The following is a 16,225-nucleotide window of genomic DNA, read 5'->3' as shown; positions in this document are numbered from 1 at the left end:
ATCCACGGCGGAGAGGCCGGACCCCTGCGCTTCGCTGGTACCGGATTGAGCGTGGTCGAGCACCAGCGGCGCACGGTGAACAACTTCCTCGACCTGCGCAGCCTGGCACCCGACCTGCGGATCATCCCCACCCTGCAGGGCAACACGATCCCGGAGTACGAGCACTGCCGGGAGCTCTACAAGAAGGCCGGGGTGGACCTGCGGGCCGAACCGGTCGTGGGACTTGGCTCGGTCTGCCGCCGCCAGTCCACCACCGAGGGCGCGGCCATCGTCACCGCCATGGCCGCCCACGGGCTGCGTCTGCACGGTTTCGGGTTCAAGACCCTGGGCCTGGCCCGGGTCGGCCACCTTTTGGCCTCGGCCGACTCCCTGGCCTGGAGCTACCACGCCCGCAAACGCCCCCCACTCCCGGACCACACCCACAAGAACTGCGCCAACTGCCTGGACTACGCCCTGCGCTGGCGCACCCGCGTGCTGGACGGCCTGCCCACCTGGCATCAGCCCGACCTTGCGTCCTGACCAGCACGACCGAGGGCGGCCCCCGTCTCGCCAAAGCCGGGGCCGCCCTCACTCCCGATCTAGCTGACCTGGAGGTCTTCAGCATGACTCATCCGATCCCCATCCGGCGAGAGTGCAACGTCCTGGACAACGCGCTCTCCCTCGCCGCCAGTGGGGTTCCAGTACTGCCGCTGCGGGCCGACAAGGGCCCCTTCGGTAACTGCTCCACCTGCGCGAGGAACGCGTGTGGCGGACGGCCGAACATGAAGACCCCCGGCCCCTGCACCTGCCCCCGTCCCTGCCACGCCTGGGCCGCCGCCACTACCGACCCCCACGTCCTTACCTCCCCAGCCTGGACGAGCGCGTGGCGCCGTGCCGGGGTCGTCGCCTACCATCCGGGCGGCGCCGGAGTGACCGTGGTCGACCTCGACGACACCTCCGCCGTCACCTGGGCCCGGAAGAGCCTGCCCCCGACCCGCGTCGTAGGCACAACGCGCGGGGAGCACTGGATCTACCGAGGCACGATGCCCTCCGCCAACCACGTCCGGGATGGCGTCGACATCAAGTCCCTCATGTCCTACGCCCGCTGGCTCGGCCCCGGCACCGGCACCATGACCCTCTTGCCCCCGGTCGTCTTCGCCCTGATGGAGAAGGAAGAATCCACCCCCGCCCCCGGGGCCCTGGACTCTTCCGCCCCAACCCGGTGGGATCGGAGCGTGGCCACTGGCTGCCGCCACACCGACGTCTACGTCCGCACCGGCCTGGAACGCGGCCTCGCCCGCATCCTCGCCCACCGCGAGACCGGCGCTGGCACGGCCGCCTACGGGGTTGCCCGGTTCCTGGCCAAGCAGCACACTGCCTGCCCCGGCCCGTGCGACCTGGGCAGCCTGGGCGCGCAGATCATCGACGCCGCCGTGTCCGTCGGCGTCCCCGAGCCCTACGCCCGCCGCGCCGTCACCAACGGCATGGGCGCCGTCTTGGGAGTGGTCGCGTGAGCGCGGCCGAGGAGCTGCCCTCGCCGTCCAACCCACTCGCCGTCGCCCGCCGGCTCGTGCCCGACTGGCACACCCAGGACGGACACCTGCGACTGCGCCGCTGGCGCGGATCGTGGATGCGCTGGACCGGAACGTGCTGGCGGGAGTACGACGAGCAGCAGATGCGCGCCGGGCTCTACACGCGCCTGGAGCACGCCACCTTCTGCGCCGGCACCGACAAAGATGGCTTCCCCGAGATGCGGGAGTGGGCACCGACGAAGACGAAGATCAGCAACCTGCTCGACGCGCTGAGTGCGATCACCTTCATGTCCACCGAGACCGATACCCCGTCCTGGGTCGACGGCGAGAGCGGCAAGCACGACACCAGCCCCATCGTCGCCTGCCAGAACGGGCTGCTGCGTATCCGGGACCGGGTCCTGCTGCCGCACGGCCCCGGCTTCTTCAACCTCGTCTCCGTCCCCTACGACTACGACTCCGACGCTACCGCCCCCACCTGGGAGGCGTTCCTGGCCGGGATCTGGCCGGACGACCCGGAGTCCATCGCCGCCCTTCAGGAGTGGTTCGGCTACGTGCTCTCCGGGCGCACCGACCAGCAGAAGATCCTGCTCATGAAAGGGCCCTCCCGCTCCGGGAAGGGCACCATCGCCCGGATCCTCAAAGAGCTGGTCGGCAAGGAAAACCTGGCCGGGCCCACGCTCGCCGGCCTGGGCACGAACTTCGGGCTCTCCACTCTCATCGGCAAGCCGCTCGCCGTCATCTCCGACGCTCGCCTCTCCGGCGACGGCGGCCAGGTCGTCGAACGGCTGCTGACCATCTCCGGCGAGGACACCATCGACATCGACCGCAAATACCGCGAGCCCTGGACCGGGAAGCTGCCGACCCGGCTCATGGTGCTGACCAACGAGCTGCCGAACTTCGGTGACTCCTCCGGCGTCATCGCCCGCCGGTTCATCGTCCTCAACATGACCGTCTCCTGGCTCGGCAAGGAGGACACCGAGCTGACCGGCAAGCTCGCCGCGGAGATGCCCGGCATCATCAACTGGGCTCTCGACGGCCTGGCCCGCCTGGAGCACGTCGGCCGGATCACCGAGCCGGCCTCCTCGCAGGACGCGGTCACGATGATGCAGGACACCGCCTCGCCCACCTCCGCGTTCGTCCGGGAGCGCTGCACCACCGGCCCCGCTTGCGAGGTCCCCGTGGACGCGCTGTGGGGTGCCTGGCGGGAGTGGGCCGAGGACAACGGTGTGAGGGCCATCGGGACCAAGCAGCTCTTCGGCCGCAACCTGCTCTCTGTCGTCCCCCAGCTCCACCGCACCCGACCCCGCGACGCGTACGGCCGACAGGTGGCCACATACGCCGGAATCGCCCTAAAACCGACTCTCTGAGTCGCTTGAGTCGCGATGAGTCGCAACTCAGCGCAATGTCACTCCAACTTTTTCGCCCCTCAAGAAGGAGCCGAGGAGGCTTGCTTTGACGACCCCGATCCCGACCAGTCACACCGCCGTGACCGTCCCTGAGGTCATGGCCGCCCTGAAGTTCAGCCGCGGCAAGGTCTACGACCTGATCCGATCCCACGCCCTGCCCAGCTACACCGAAGGCCGCTGCCGTCGCATCCCCCTCGACGCACTCCGCACCTACATGAACAACCGCCTGGAGGAATCCGCCTGATGGCGCGCAAGAGGAACCCGAACGGCGCTGGCAGCATCTGGCAGCGCAAGGACGGCCGCTACGAAGCCCGCGTGTACGTCCCGCAGCCGGACGGCACTCGGAAGAGGAAGACGGTGTACGGCGCGACCTGGGAGGAGTGCGACGCCAAGCGGCAGGAACTCGTCCGCCGGGACCGCCAGGGCATCCCGACCCCGACCCGCTCAGCCAAGCTCTCCGAGTGGCTCCCGTACTGGCTGGAGCAGTTCGTCAAGGACGATCGTAAGAAGACGACGTACGCGAAGTACGAGACTCATGTCCGTCTCTACTTGATCCCCAACATCGGGACCAAGCGCCTGGAGAACCTTGGGGCGGCGGATGTGCGCCGGATGCTCGCCGCCGTCTCGGCCAAGGCGTCTCCGGCCACGGCCAAGGAGTCGCACCGAGTCCTGCGCAGTGCTCTCAGCGCCGCCTGCCGGGAGGAACTCATCAGCCGGAACGTGGTCAAGCTCGTACCGGCCCCGCGGGTGGAGCAGCGGGAGCTGGAGCCGTGGGACCTAGAACAGACGACGACCTTCCTGGAGGCAGCGAGGGGGGACGCGCTGTACGCGGCGTTCGTCCTGGCCGTGGCTCTCGGGCTGCGCCGCGGGGAGGTTCTCGGGCTGCGCTGGTCGGACATCGACCTGGAGCGTCGCACCCTCACCGTGCGAAACCAGATCCAGCGGGTGCAGAACGAGCTGTACGCGGACTCCACGAAGAACCGTCGGAGCCGCGTCGTCCCTCTCCCCCTCATGTGCGTGCCCCCGCTGCGCTGGCAGCGGCTCCGCCAGGCCGCGCAGCGGGACGCGGCGGGGCAGGACTGGCAGGACAGTGACTACGTCTTTACGACGCGTACCGGCCGCACGGTCGAGCCGATGAACCTCAGCCGTTCGTTCCAGCGCATCGGGGAGGCGGCCGGGCTCCCCCGGATCCGGCTGCACGACGCCCGGCACGGGTGCGCGACGCTCCTATTCGCCGCGGGCGTGCCGGCGCGGGTCGTGATGGAGATCCTGGGACACTCGCAGATCGCCGTCACCATGAACATCTACACCCACGTCTCCGACGAGCGCCGGAGGGAGGCGATGGGACACATGGACCGACTGCTCCGCCGGCGCCGTCCCGAGTGAGACTGCCGTCAGCCTCTACCGTCAAAGGCCCCCGCAGTGATGAGCTGCGGGGCCTTTGTGCTGGTGGGCGCGGACGGTTTCGAACCGCCGACATCTGCTTTGTAAGAGCAGCGCTCTACCCCTGAGCTACGCACCCGTGGAAGAGGCAACAGCCTACATGGCGCACCGGTGGGTGCCGCAAACGGATACCCCGCGCGGGCGGGGCGTCGCCGTCCGGTGGGGCGGTGTGTGGTCGGACGGTTACTTTTCGTCCTGGTGGGGTTCTCGGCTTCGGGGTGAACTGATCGGCCCGTGTGTTCGTCCTTACCGGGTGGGAGAATGAACCGGACCGGGCACGGCGGACACAGTACGGGGAGAGGTACGTGGCGGCGAGCGACGCTAGGGAGGCCAGCGGCGTCCGGCGTCGCGACGCGCGGAGCCGGGGGGCGGCTCGCACGGGGGCCGGGACCCGGCGGGCAGGGGGTTCGGGCTCCGGAGGTTCGGGCTCCGGTTTGCGGCTCGTTCTCGTTCTGCCCCTGCTCGTCGGCGCCCTGGTGCCGCATGCCTTCGCAGGGGGCGGTACCCGGCGCTGGTTCGGTGGGCGCGGGGAGGGGCAGCGGGCCGAGGCGCAGGCCGCCAAGGACGCCGCCGCCTCCGCCTTCTACGAGCTCGACACCGCACAGCGCGGACTGCGCATCTCCATCGAGACCATCACCGCCGTCGACAGCTCCCCCGAGGCGCGCCGCGCCGTCGAGGGCTTCGAGGCCCTCGGGCGCCGTATCGACGAGGTCAGCCACACCTACATCAGTGCCGTCGACGCCCACGACCTCGACCGCGACGAGCTCGACGCCGCCACCGCCGGCCGGGCCCGCGCGGAACTGACCAGGGCCAAGGAGGAGCTGGACCGGGTGAAGGGCGAGCTCGACCGGTTCGAGCAGGGCCTCGGGCCGCTGCTCGACCGCGCCGAGACGCAGCTCGCCCGGCTCGCCCCCGCCGTCGAGCGGGCCCGGCAGGCCCTGCGCGGCGCGAGCGGCGCCCTCGACTCCGTACGGGAGAACGGGCTGCGGGCCGATGACCTCGCCGCCCGGCTCGCCGCCCTCGGACCCGAGCTGACCCGGCTCAACGAGGGCGCCGGCCGGCACGGCGTCCCCGAGACCCTCCAGCGCGCCGACCGGGTCCTGCGTGACGCCGAAGCCGTACGGGCCGAGGCCGAGCGCCTGCCCGAGCGGGCCGCCGAGATCGACCGGCGCCTCGTCTCCCTCCGTACCCGCGCGGAGGCGCTCACCACCCGCACCGGGGGCGTCGAGCCGGTCCTCTCGGAGCTGCGGCGGCGCTTCACCGCGCCCTGCTGGCAGGATCTCCAGCACGTGCCGGAGCAGGCGGCCGACACGCTCCGGCAGGCCGATGAGCGGCTCGCGGAGGCGGCGAAGGCGCGCGCCGAACAGCGCTGGCCCGACGCGACCTCGCTGCTCTCCACCGTCCGCGCGCTGCTCGACTCCACCGACGAGGCCGTCTCGGCCGCCGGGGACCGGCTGCGTCGCCTCGACGCCGTCGCCAAGGACCCGCGGGTGGAGATCGACCGCGCCCGGTTCGCCGTACGGGACGCCCAGCGGCTCGCGATGGACGGCAGGAGCACTCCCGACCCGCGTCACGCCCGGCCCCTCGACGAGGCGGTCGCCCGGATCGACCGGGCCGTCGACGCCCTGGAGGGCCGACACCCGGACTACTGGCACTTCCTGACCGAACTGGAGGGCGTACGGGCCTCCGCCGCGCACGTCGTCGGCCTGATCAGGGAGGAACGGGGCTCCGGACACTGAGCCGGGGGGCCGGGACCCGGAGGGCGCTCCTGTCCGTGCGTGGCCGCACGCTCTAGCCTGTTCCCATGCCTCGTTACGAATTCCGCTGCCGTACCTGCGGCGACACCTTCGAGCTCAGCCGTCCCATGGCCGAGTCCTCCGATCCGGCCTCCTGCCCCGCCGGGCACGACGACACCGTGAAGCTGCTCTCGGCCGTGGCCGTCGGCGGCTCCTCCGCCCCCGCGCCGAGCGGCGGCGGGGGCGGTGGCGGGGGCTGCTGCGGTGGGGGCTGCTGCGGCTGACCCCCTGGAGCCTCACACGGCGGCGGCCGCCCGGAAGCGGCGCAGGATCTCCTCGCCCGCGGCGACCCCGCGTTCCGCGAGGACGTCGAGGTGGGGAGCCGTCCAGTCGCTGTCGGCCAGCTCGCCGTGGCCCGGGCGCCAGGCCCGGTCCGCGGCGAGCAGCAGGTCGGCGTCGAGGAGGGAGTCGCCCGCGGCGAGCGTGAGCGTGGCGCCGGTGCGGCGGGCGACCTCGCGGACGGCCGCGCTCTTGGTGAGCGGCTTCGGCACGGCGTACACCTTGCGGCCCTGGAGCGAGACCGTCCAGCCCCGGTCCCCCGCCCAGGCTCCGAAGCGGAGCAGCCACTCCTCGGGGAGCCGTTCCCGCTCGACGACGAGGTAGGCGAACAGGTCCTCGGCGACGCGGTGCTTGCGCACCCAGGACAGGTCCGTGGTGGCGGTGAGGTAGGCGCGGATCTCGGAGAGCGGCGCGCACTCCTCGGCGAGCCGGCGCAGGACGGAGGCGTGCCAGTCCTCGTCGGTGACGCCGTCGACGAGGATGTGCCCGCCGTTGGCGCAGATCGCGTACTTCGGCGCGGTGCCGGGGAGTTGGATGCGCTGGTACTGCTTCCGCGTCCGCGTCGTGGTGGGGACGAAGACGGCCTCGTCGGACAGCTGGGCGAGGAGCCCGGCCGCTTCCTCGGTCATGTAGGAGAGCGGCTTCGCCTCGTGGACCTCGACGCAGAGCAGCCGGGGCGCCTGCGCGTCCGGCATGCCGAGGGCGAGGGCCGCGGACGAGTAGATGAGGGTGCGGTCGAGGTCGCTCGCGACCAGCGTGGTGCTCGGCGGCGCGGTCACGGTCACGGTCTGCGCCCCGTCCGGCGTCGGGATCGTAGGAGTGCCCGGGGTCGCGCCGGCCGTCGTGCTCTGCGTCGTACTCACTGGGACACCACCGCCTTGCCGTCGGCCCCTGTCGCCCCTCGGGTGTACTGGGGGTGGATCAGGCCCACGCAGCTGTACGGCAGTTCGTCGACCTCCTCCACCGGTACTCCGCGCTGCTCCGCGAGCAGGCGGACGTGCGCGAGGTCGGCGTCGGCGCCCCGCTTGGCGAGGATCTTCCAGGGGACGCGGCGGAGCAGTACGCGGGTGGTCTCGCCGACTCCCGGCTTGACCAGGTTGACGTCGTGGATGCCGTACTCCTCGCTGATCCGTTCCACGGCCGCCCAGCCCTCCCAGGTGGGCGTGCGGTCGGCGGCCAGGAGTTCCTTGACGTCCGTGTCGACGGTCCCGGCCACCTCGTCGAAGCGGGCGGCGACGGCTTCGAGGAAGTCGTTCGAGACGTCGGCACCGGCCAGCTCGCGGTAGAACTTGGCGCCGTGGAAGTCGTCGGGTCCGACGAGGTCGGCGCGGAGGACCGTACGCGATATCAGGCCGGAGACCGTGGAGTTGAGGCACGCGGAGGGGATGAGGAAGTCCTCGCGGGTGCCGTAGGTGCGGACGCAGGAGCCGGGGTCGGCCAGGACCGCGATCTCCGGGTCGAAGCCCGTGATGCCCTCGGTCGCCTCGAACGCGCTTATCGCGTCGGCGAGTTCGCGGGTGATGGCGCCCTTGCCGGTCCAGCCGTCGACGAACACGACGTCGGCCGGGTCGTGATGGGCGGCGAGCCAGCGCAGCGCGTTGGCGTCGATGCCGCGCCCCCGCACGATGGAGACGGCGTAGTGGGGCAGGTCGAGGCCGTGGCGGGCCCCCGCCCAGCGGCGCATGAGGACGCCGACGGGCGTGCCGGCCCGCGCGAGCGAGACGAGCACCGGGCGGCGGCCGGGCCGTTCGGCGAGGACGGTCTCGGTGACGGTGCCGACGGCGCGGGCGATCCGCGCGGCGGAGGCCTCCAGGGCGGTGTGGAAGAGCTCCTGGTAGCGGGCGCTGGGCTGGTACTCGACGGGGAGCGACTCGGCGTAGTGCGCGCCGCCGCTCTGGATGGCTTCCTCGCGTTCCTCGGTGGGCGCCTCCAGCTCGACGTCCGAGAGGTCCTGGAGCAGCCAGCCGACCTCCTCGGGCGCGTACGAGGAGAAGGCGGGGCCGCGGAGGGGCTCGGGCAGCATGGAGCTCCTTTCGGGAGCTTCGTCGGAATCGGAGGCCTGGGTCGCGTACGGCGTGGAGTGCGCGTACGGCGCATGCGGCGTGTACGAGGGGACGACGGCGAGGACGACGCGCGGGATGTGCGCGGCCAGCTGGGCCAGGAGGCCGTCGGGGGCGTGCAGGGCCGGGGTGTCGGCGGTGGAGTCGACGACGACGGCGACGGCGTCGAAACCGGCGCCGGCCACGTTGTAGGCGTAGCGCTCGCCGGGTCCGTCGGCGGGATCGTCGTGGGCGGGGAAGACGAGCCGGGTGCGTATCGCGTAGCCGGGGTCGTCGACGGCGAGGACGGGCGAGCGGGTGGTGGTGGAGTACCGGACGTCGAGCCCGGCGTCCTCCAGGGCGGTGCCGAGGCGGAGCGGCGCGTACATCAGCTCCTCGAAACCGAGAACGAGCACACGGGGCCCTGCGGGCTGCTGAGCGGGGGTGGTGGGCTCCCCCGCGGCGGGCTCTCCTGCGGCGGGCTCCCCCGCGGCGACGGGCGTCTCCGGGACGGCCAGGGTCTCCGGGGCGGCAGACGCCCCCGCAACAGCCGGCGCCTCCGGCGTTTCCGTCTCGGTCCGGGCACGCAGCGCCTCGGCGAGTCCGGCCGCCATCGCGGGCAGGCTCGCCTCCAGGCCGGCCCGGTGCTCCGGCGTGAAGCCGTGCCGTCCGCCGTCGGGGACGTCCTCGGGCCAGCCGAGCGCTATGCGTACGACGGCCGGACGGCGGGCATCGGCGGGTGCCGTCCCTGCGGCGTCGGTCGTCCCGGCGCCGGCCCCAGTCCCCTCGGCGCCCGCCGTCTCGTGGGCGCCCGCCGTCCCCTCGGCGGGTGCCCTGTCAGGCCCGGTCGCCGGGGTCGCCGGCTCGTACGGCCTCTCGTACTCCGCCACCAGCGCCTGGCCCTTTTCCAGGACCCCCTCCGGGAGGCGGACCGTTCCGGCGGCGCCGGAGACCAGGTCGACGCGGGCGTCTATCTCCGCCGCGAAGGCCTCCAGGCGGCCGAGGTCGGCGGGTGAGCGCATGTCGACGAGGGCGACGACGACGTACCGGTCGCGCGGATAGCGCTCGTGCAGGGCGCGGACGGTGTTGAGGACGGTGTTGCCGGTGGAGAACTCGTCGTCGACGAGGACCAGCGGCCCGTCGCCCGCGAGCAGTTTCGGGTCCTCCGGGAGCAGCAGGTGCGAGGTGGCGTGCGAGTGGGACTCCTCGAAGCCGCCCGCGCGGGCGACCCCGGGCACCGGCCGCCGGGTGGAGTGGAGGTACGGGGCGAGGCCGAGGCCGTCGGCGACGGCGTGGCCGAGGGCGGTGGCGGTCTCCGCGTAGCCGAGGACGACCGCGCGGGCGGCCTCCTCGTCACCGAGGAGGGCGCGGACCCGCCGTCCGAGGTCCAGGCCGGAGCCGTACACCACGGACGGGCGCTGGGGCACGTGCTTGCCCAGCACGCTGGAGACCAGCAGGTGCGCCCGCTTGGGGTTGCGGCGCAGTGCGAGGCCCAACAGGGCCGGTAGCTCCTCGTCGCCGATCAGTTCGACGCCCAGTCGCTCCGCGACCCACGTTCCGGTCCACACCACGTCGTCGACGTCCCTTCGTCAGCCGGCAAGTCCGGCGGTGAGCAGATCCACGAAGCCGACGTCCTCCTTGGCGACGCCGAACACCTCGGCGCGCAGGAGGGTGCGCTCGGCCCACGCGCGATGCGGCTTCACTTCGTTCATCTTGTTCGTGTAGGCGGAGCGGAGCACTCCGCCGCCGCCCCGTTCGGGCCGCAGGATGTCCTGGGCGTCGCTCCACTCCTCGTGGCTGACCACGGAGAGCGCGTGCACCGGCACCACGTGGGTGGGGTGGATGCAGGTCTTGCCGAGCAGTCCGTTGGCCCGGTCGAGTTCGATCTCGCGCAGCAGGCCGTCGAGGTCGTGCTCGATGAGGGCGGTGCGCAGGTCCTCCGCGCTGCCTTCGAGGAAGGGGCTGCGGCGCAGCTGGGGCTTGAACATGCGCTCGCCGGGCCGGAAGTACTCCCAGACGGGTCCGGTGACGGTGAAGCCGGTGCCGTCGGAGCGGCCGAGGACGTTGACGACGTCGGCGATGACGTTCGCGACGATCTTGACGTCGTAGGCGGTCATGTCGGGCGAGCGGCGCAGCCCGTAGGCGGAGCAGAAGTCGGTTACGCCGAGGCGCAGGGCGAGGACGCGGTCGCGGTACTTCTCGGTGATCGAGGCGATGCCGGCCAGGGTCTCGGCCCGGGTCTCCAGGTGGAGGAGCTCGGGGGACTCCAGGACGGGCATGGCGAAGAGGCGCCGGCCGCTCGCCCGCTCGGCCTGGGCGAGCGCTTCGAAGAAGGCGCGGCCGCGGGCCTCGGTGAACTTGGGCAGGACGAATCCGGACAGCAGACGAACCGTTTCGCCCAGCCGGGCGACGAGGTCGGTGATCTGGTGCGGTTCACGGACCCGGATGAAGAGCAGGGGTACGTCCGTGACGGTGTCGGCGTCCGTCACGGTCGTGGTGGCGAGGTCGGCGAACTGGCGGACGAGGTTGGCCTCGCCCTCCTCGACGTCGGCGTCGCTGATGGAGTCCTCCAGGCAGAGCACCATGGAGACCACTCCACGGGCCGCCTGCTTGCGCACGGCGTCGGCGAGCCGCGGCCGGGTGGCCGGGCTGTAGAGCGTGGCCCCCAGGGCCACGGCGAGCGTGCGTGCGGGCGAGTCGGCCGTGAACGCCGCCGGCTCGCGGTGGAACAGCCCAGCCCGTGTCGCGGACGGGATGTGCCCGAAATGCCGCATATAAGTCCCCTGTCTGCCTTTCTCGATCTGACGACATGTGGCCGGTAATAGTACGTAGGTGCGGGTGTCCGCAGTTCCATTCACGCATGAAATCCAGGTAACTCGTCGGCATCTGTCGTCTCGGCCCGGTATCGGTGGTGCCCCCGCGTTGTCCGCGGGTCGGCGGGGAGGGCAGGATTACGGTCATGACGCACGCGATGCTGAAGGGCTCCAACGTCCCTCTCGACACCGCGGCCGTACGGGCCGTGCTCCGCTGGACCCCGGGCCCCGGGGTCCCCGACGTGGATGCCTCGGCTCTGCTGCTCGGGCCCTCCGGTCGCGTGCGGTCCGACGAGGACTTCGTCTTCTACAACCAGCCGCGCCACCCCTCGGGCCTGGTGCGGCGGCTGCCGAAGAAGCGGGACCCCGAGGGCCTGACGGACACGGTGGAGGCCGATCTGGGCGCCCTGGACGCCTCGGTCGACCGGGTGGTGATCGCGGCCTCCTCGGACGGCGGCACCTTTCAGTCCGTCTCCGACCTGCGGATCCTGCTGTACGACGCGACCCCGGGGCCGGAGCGCGAGCCGCTGGCCCTGTTCGCCGTGACGGCGGAGACGGGTGAGGAGACGGCCGTCATCTGCGGCGAGCTGTACCGGCGCGGGGACACCTGGAAGTTCCGCGCGGTGGGTCAGGGCTATCCGACCGGCCTCGTCGGCCTCGCGACCGACTTCGGCATCTCGGTCGACGAGGACGCCGAGGACTCGCAGGACTCCCGGGACGCGCAGGACGGCCAAACGGGGCAGGGAGACCACGGCGGGCGGCAGGACGGCCAGGAAGGGGCCCAGGAGGCCCAGGAAGGCGCGACGGCCGCTCCCGGCTCCCCCGACCTCGACCTGACCCTCGTCCACACCCCCGTGCCCCCGCGGCCGACCGTGCCGCCGCCCGTGCCCGACCGGGCGCCCGCCTACGGATACCCCCAGCAGCCGGTGAACACGCCGGCGCCCGCGTACGGCTATCCGCAACCGGTGGCCGCCCCCGAGCAGCACCCGTCGCCGGAGTTCCGGATGCCGCCCATGGGCCCCCAGTTCGTCCGGTCCTGAGGACGTGGGCAAGGGTCAGGCCTTGGTCTTGTAGCCGCGTCCCCACTGGAGCCCCCAGCCGTACAACCGGTCCAGTTCGGCCTGGAAGCCGTAGACGAAGCGGACCTCGCGGCGGACCGTGAGCTCGCCCTTGGTGTTGTCCACGGAGAACACCGCGCAGGAGCGGGCCTGCGGGGCGCGCTCGTCGAGTTCGATCTCGATCCGGGGGCCGTTGCTCGGGTAGAGCGTGATCTTGGCGTGCGTACGGTCGAAGGCCGGCGTCTGGTCGTAGATGTACACGAAGAACAGCAGGCGTTTGATCTCGTCCTTCTGGTCCAGGTTGACGAAGATCGTCTCCCCGGAGGACCCGCCGAAGCGGTCGTCCCCGCTGAGCTTCACGTACGGGGCGGTGTTCAGGTCGCCGAAGAAGCCGCCGAGCGGCTGCACCACGCCCTTGCTGCCGTCGGTGAGCTCGTAGAGGCAGCCGAGGTCCAGGTCCACGTTGACCATGCCCTGGGTGTGGGCCTGGACGACCTCCGGCTTGAAGAGCTTGGAGGGGTTGCGCAGGAGCCGTCCGCTCTGCCGGGAGCGGCCCTCGATGTCGGAGGTCCGCATCCGCCAGGAGAGGTTGACCCGGAGGTTGCCGGTGGCGGCGCCCTGCTTGGTGAGCGAGACGGACGGGCGCCGTCTCGTCAGGTCGATCGAGTTCGACGCCGAGTTGCCCGAGTCGAACTGCGCCGTCCTCGCCGGAAACAGGTTGTCCCAGAAGGCCATGCCGCCTTCACCCCCCACTGGTCGTCACCACCACCGCACATGCCTGCGGGGCGGCCGGGTGCACCGACCGCCCCGCAGTGAAGCGTTCCTCGTCGCCGGGGGTGTCACACCCCGGAGGACACCTCGGTCTTGTCGCCGGAAGAACCGGACCCGCCCTCGGCAGCCGCGAGTTTCTTGTTGCGGCGGACGGAGGACCAGAAGGAGAGCGCGATCAGGACCACACCGATGGAGCCGGTGATGAGCTCGCTGATCTCGTGCTGGATGGTGATGAGCAGGATGACGGCGAGCGCGCCGATCGCGTAGTGCGCGCCGTGCTCCAGGTAGACGTAGTCGTCCAGGGTGCCCTCACGGACCAGGTAGACCGTGAGCGAACGGACGTACATGGCGCCGATGCCGAGGCCGAGCGCCATCCAGAAGATGTGGTTGGTGATGGCGAAGGCACCGATGACACCGTCGAAGGAGAACGAGGCGTCGAGCACTTCCAGGTACAGGAACAGGAAGAACGCGGCCTTGCCGGCGAGGCCGACCGCCGAGACGGGCTTGCCCTCGGCCTTGGCCTTCTCCTCCTCCTCGTGCTCGCGCTCCTCCTCTTCCTCCAGCTTGTTCTCGAAGAAGCCGGAGAGACCGCCGACGACGAGGTACGTGATCAGGCCGGCGACGCCGGAGAGCAGCACGGTCGCGGACTTGTCCACGTGGCCGACGCTGGTGTGCGCGTGGGTCGCGAAGGTCATCGCCGTGACGAGCAGGGCGATGAGCGCGACGCAGACCGACAGCATGTCGACCTTGCCGAGCTTGGCCAGCGGGCGCTCCAGCCAGCCGAGCCACTTGATGTCACGATCCTCGAAGATGAAGTCGAGGAAGATCATCAGCAGGAACATTCCACCGAAGGCGGCGATCGCCGGGTGGGCGTCCGTGACCAGGGCCTCGTACCGATCGGGGTCGTCCAGGGCCAGCTGGACGGCCTCGATCGGGCCGACCTTGGCGCTGATGGCGACGATCGCGACGGGGAAGACCAGTCGCATGCCGAACACGGCGATCAGGATGCCGATCGTGAGGAAGATCTTCTGCCAGAAGGCATTCATCTTCTTCAGGATTCCGGCGTTGACAACCGCGTTGTCGAAGGACAGCGAGATCTCGAGGATCGACAGGATCAGAACGACCCCGAACGCCTCCCACCCCCACTGCCAAGCGGCGAAGGCCAGGCCGAGCGCCGTGATGGCGAACGACCAGCCGAAGGTTTTCAGAACCACTCTCTACCCCATCGTGAAACTGCTTGGCTTTACGAAACGTTGACCCCGAAGTCTAGAGCGATGCCCCGGAGCCCCGACGCGTACCCCTGACCGACCGCCCGGAACTTCCATTCGCCGTTGTACCGGTAGAGCTCGCCGAAGATCATCGCGGTCTCCGTGGAGGCGTCCTCGGAGAGGTCGTACCGGGCGAGTTCCTGCCCGTCCGTCCGGTTCACCACACGGATGAACGCGTTGCTGACCTGGCCGAAGCTCTGGCCGCGGTTGTCGGCGTCATGGATCGACACCGGGAAGACGATCTTGTCGCAGTGGGCCGGCACCAGGGAGAGGTCCACGATCAGGGACTCGTCGTCCCCGTCGCCCTCGCCGGTGAGGTTGTCACCGGTGTGCTCGACGGAGCCCTCGGGGCTGCGGAGCTGGTTGTAGAAGACGAAGTACTCGTCTCCCAGGACCCGTCCGGCCTGACACAGCAGGGCGCTGGCGTCGAGGTCGAAGGGGGCTCCGGTGGTGGAGCGCGCGTCCCAGCCGAGCCCCACGAGGACCTGGGTGAGGTTGGGTGCGGCCTTGGAGAGGGAGACATTGCCTCCCTTGGCGAGCGTGACGCCCATGATTCGGTTCCTCCCCGGTGGTGATGAGGCACAGGCACGTCCGGCGCCGCACGAGAGGTGCGGCGCCGGACGGTTCGAACGGTTCGGCTCAGACGTTGACGCCGAAGTCCTGCGCGATGCCGCGCAGGCCCGAGGCGTACCCCTGACCGACGGCACGGAACTTCCACTCGGCACCGTGGCGGTACAGCTCGCCGAAGACCATGGCGGTCTCGGTCGAGGCGTCCTCGGAGAGGTCGTACCGGGCGATCTCGGTGCCGCCGGTCTGGTTCACGACGCGGATGAACGCGTTGCGCACCTGGCCGAAGGACTGCTGGCGGTTCTCGGCGTCGTAGATCGAGACCGGGAAGACGATCTTGGTGACTTCCGGCGGCACGGTGGCCAGGTTGACCTTGACCTGCTCGTCGTCGCCCTCGCCCTCACCGGTGAGGTTGTCACCGGTGTGCTCGACGGAGCCGTCGCCACTCTTCAGGTTGTTGAAGAAGACGAAGTCCCCTTCGTTGCGGACCTTGCCCTCGTCCGTCACCAGGATGGCGCTGGCGTCGAGGTCGAAGTCCGTGCCGGTGGTGGTACGGACGTCCCAGCCCAGACCGACGGTCACGGCGGTGAGGCCAGGGGCCTCCTTGGTCAGCGAGACGTTGCCGCCCTTGCTGAGGCTGACTCCCACGAGTCCCTCCATAGGTTTTCAGGGGCAGCGCCCCCGGTCGTGCGTTGGCATTCGGATCAACGACTGGATCCTAGTGACGGGTTCCCGGTCGAAACAGTCGATTCGCCCCACGAATCGGAGATGTCGCCGACGAACGGGGGAATGCCGGCCGACGGCGGCTCAGATGGCGTCGAGCGCCTTGACGTACTCGCCGATGTCGCGGGCGTCCGGGAGGGCGTTGACGACGGTCCAGCGGACCACGCCCTCCTTGTCGATCACGAAGGTGCCGCGCACCGCGCAGCCCTTCTCCTCGTCGAAGACGCCGTACGCGCGGGAGGCCTCGCCGTGCTTCCAGAAGTCGGAGAGCAGCGGGAAGTCCAGGGACTCCTGCTCGGCGAAGACGCGCAGGGTGTGGATGGAGTCGTTGGAGACGGCGAGGAGCTGGGTGTCGTCGTTGACGAACGCCGGGAGGTTGTCGCGCAGCTCACCGAGCTCGCCGGTGCAGACACCGGTGAAGGCGAAGGGGTAGAAGAGCAGCACCACGTTCTTCCCGCCGCGGAAGTCGGACAGCCGCACGGTGCGCCCGTGGTTGTCCTTCAGCTCGAAATCCGGGGCCTCGGCCCCGACCTCGATCGCCATCGCGTACG

At 70.8% G+C, this 16,225-nt stretch carries 15 protein-coding genes, 1 tRNA gene and 1 pseudogene; 8 read left to right on the top strand and 9 right to left on the bottom strand.

Features of this window, described 5'->3' with window-relative positions; all coding sequences use genetic code 11:
• The 5 genes and pseudogenes from ACFWUY_RS26745 to ACFWUY_RS26725 form a co-directional block, all read left to right on the top strand.
• Window positions 1–519 (top strand): annotated as a pseudogene (locus ACFWUY_RS26745) (hypothetical protein); the annotation flags it as partial.
• Window positions 520–602: 83 nt separating this feature from the next.
• Window positions 603–1,493, top strand: a complete 891-nt coding sequence (locus tag ACFWUY_RS26740) for a DNA primase (RefSeq protein ID WP_384114339.1) — start codon at window positions 603–605, stop codon at window positions 1,491–1,493.
• The gene (locus ACFWUY_RS26735; protein ID WP_384114331.1) at window positions 1,490–2,878 is read left to right on the top strand and encodes a phage/plasmid primase, P4 family; all 1,389 of its coding nucleotides are present in this window, start codon (window positions 1,490–1,492) and stop codon (window positions 2,876–2,878) included. Before ACFWUY_RS26740 ends, ACFWUY_RS26735 begins: the two co-directional genes overlap by 4 nt.
• 85 nt (window positions 2,879–2,963) lie before the next feature.
• Window positions 2,964–3,161 carry a helix-turn-helix domain-containing protein gene (locus tag ACFWUY_RS26730; RefSeq protein ID WP_384114328.1) on the top strand — a complete coding sequence of 66 codons (198 nt, stop codon included), beginning with the start codon at window positions 2,964–2,966 and terminating at the stop codon, window positions 3,159–3,161.
• Entirely contained in the window at window positions 3,161–4,303 is a 1,143-nt protein-coding gene (locus ACFWUY_RS26725) for a tyrosine-type recombinase/integrase (RefSeq protein ID WP_384114325.1), read from the top strand. Before ACFWUY_RS26730 ends, ACFWUY_RS26725 begins: the two co-directional genes overlap by 1 nt.
• Window positions 4,304–4,364: 61 nt before the next feature.
• Here the strand turns inward: ACFWUY_RS26725 and ACFWUY_RS26720 are convergent.
• Window positions 4,365–4,439, bottom strand: a tRNA-Val gene (locus tag ACFWUY_RS26720).
• 355 nt (window positions 4,440–4,794) lie between these two features.
• On the opposite strand from ACFWUY_RS26720, the gene ACFWUY_RS26715 reads away from it, so the two are divergent.
• Complete coding sequence (locus ACFWUY_RS26715; RefSeq protein ID WP_384114322.1) at window positions 4,795–6,099, top strand: hypothetical protein; 1,305 nt, start codon at window positions 4,795–4,797, stop codon at window positions 6,097–6,099.
• 65 nt (window positions 6,100–6,164) lie between these two features.
• Complete coding sequence (locus ACFWUY_RS26710; protein ID WP_073806987.1) at window positions 6,165–6,380, top strand: zinc ribbon domain-containing protein; 216 nt, start codon at window positions 6,165–6,167, stop codon at window positions 6,378–6,380.
• Window positions 6,381–6,392: 12 nt separating this feature from the next.
• Here ACFWUY_RS26710 and ACFWUY_RS26705 read toward each other — a convergent pair whose 3' ends face one another.
• From ACFWUY_RS26705 to ACFWUY_RS26695, 3 genes are all read right to left on the bottom strand, one after another.
• Window positions 6,393–7,214, bottom strand: a complete 822-nt coding sequence (locus ACFWUY_RS26705) for an HAD family hydrolase (RefSeq protein WP_384114356.1) — start codon at window positions 7,212–7,214, stop codon at window positions 6,393–6,395.
• 80 nt (window positions 7,215–7,294) lie between these two features.
• Window positions 7,295–10,045: a phosphoribosyltransferase gene (locus ACFWUY_RS26700; protein WP_384114319.1), complete on the bottom strand. Its 2,751-nt coding sequence runs from the start codon at window positions 10,043–10,045 to the stop codon at window positions 7,295–7,297.
• A gap of 18 nt (window positions 10,046–10,063) precedes the next feature.
• Window positions 10,064–11,248, bottom strand: coding sequence for an HpcH/HpaI aldolase/citrate lyase family protein (locus tag ACFWUY_RS26695; protein WP_384114316.1), 1,185 nt, complete (start codon window positions 11,246–11,248; stop codon window positions 10,064–10,066).
• Window positions 11,249–11,424: 176 nt separating this feature from the next.
• On the opposite strand from ACFWUY_RS26695, the gene ACFWUY_RS26690 reads away from it, so the two are divergent.
• On the top strand, window positions 11,425–12,327 hold the full coding sequence (locus tag ACFWUY_RS26690) for a TerD family protein (protein WP_384114353.1): 903 nt from the start codon (window positions 11,425–11,427) through the stop codon (window positions 12,325–12,327).
• Window positions 12,328–12,342: 15 nt separating this feature from the next.
• Here the strand turns inward: ACFWUY_RS26690 and ACFWUY_RS26685 are convergent, their stop codons facing one another.
• The 5 genes from ACFWUY_RS26685 to ACFWUY_RS26665 form a co-directional block, all read right to left on the bottom strand.
• A complete protein-coding gene (locus ACFWUY_RS26685; RefSeq protein WP_384114311.1) occupies window positions 12,343–13,080 on the bottom strand; it encodes a Tellurium resistance in 738 nt (245 codons plus the stop codon).
• Window positions 13,081–13,184: 104 nt separating this feature from the next.
• Window positions 13,185–14,330: a DUF475 domain-containing protein gene (locus ACFWUY_RS26680; protein WP_384114304.1), complete on the bottom strand. Its 1,146-nt coding sequence runs from the start codon at window positions 14,328–14,330 to the stop codon at window positions 13,185–13,187.
• Window positions 14,331–14,359: 29 nt separating this feature from the next.
• Window positions 14,360–14,935: a TerD family protein gene (locus tag ACFWUY_RS26675; RefSeq protein WP_384114301.1), complete on the bottom strand. Its 576-nt coding sequence runs from the start codon at window positions 14,933–14,935 to the stop codon at window positions 14,360–14,362.
• Window positions 14,936–15,023: 88 nt separating this feature from the next.
• Window positions 15,024–15,599 carry a TerD family protein gene (locus ACFWUY_RS26670; protein WP_384114298.1) on the bottom strand — a complete coding sequence of 192 codons (576 nt, stop codon included), beginning with the start codon at window positions 15,597–15,599 and terminating at the stop codon, window positions 15,024–15,026.
• Between the two features lie 159 nt (window positions 15,600–15,758).
• Window positions 15,759–16,217: a peroxiredoxin gene (locus ACFWUY_RS26665; RefSeq protein WP_384114295.1), complete on the bottom strand. Its 459-nt coding sequence runs from the start codon at window positions 16,215–16,217 to the stop codon at window positions 15,759–15,761.
• Window positions 16,218–16,225: the final 8 nt, after the last annotated feature.

This window comes from Streptomyces sp. NPDC058664, from assembly GCF_042716635.1.
Taxonomy (GTDB): Bacteria; Actinomycetota; Actinomycetes; order Streptomycetales; family Streptomycetaceae; genus Streptomyces.
The sequence above is the reverse complement of the archived record's forward strand: the minus strand, read 5'-3'. Positions and strand labels throughout refer to the sequence as shown.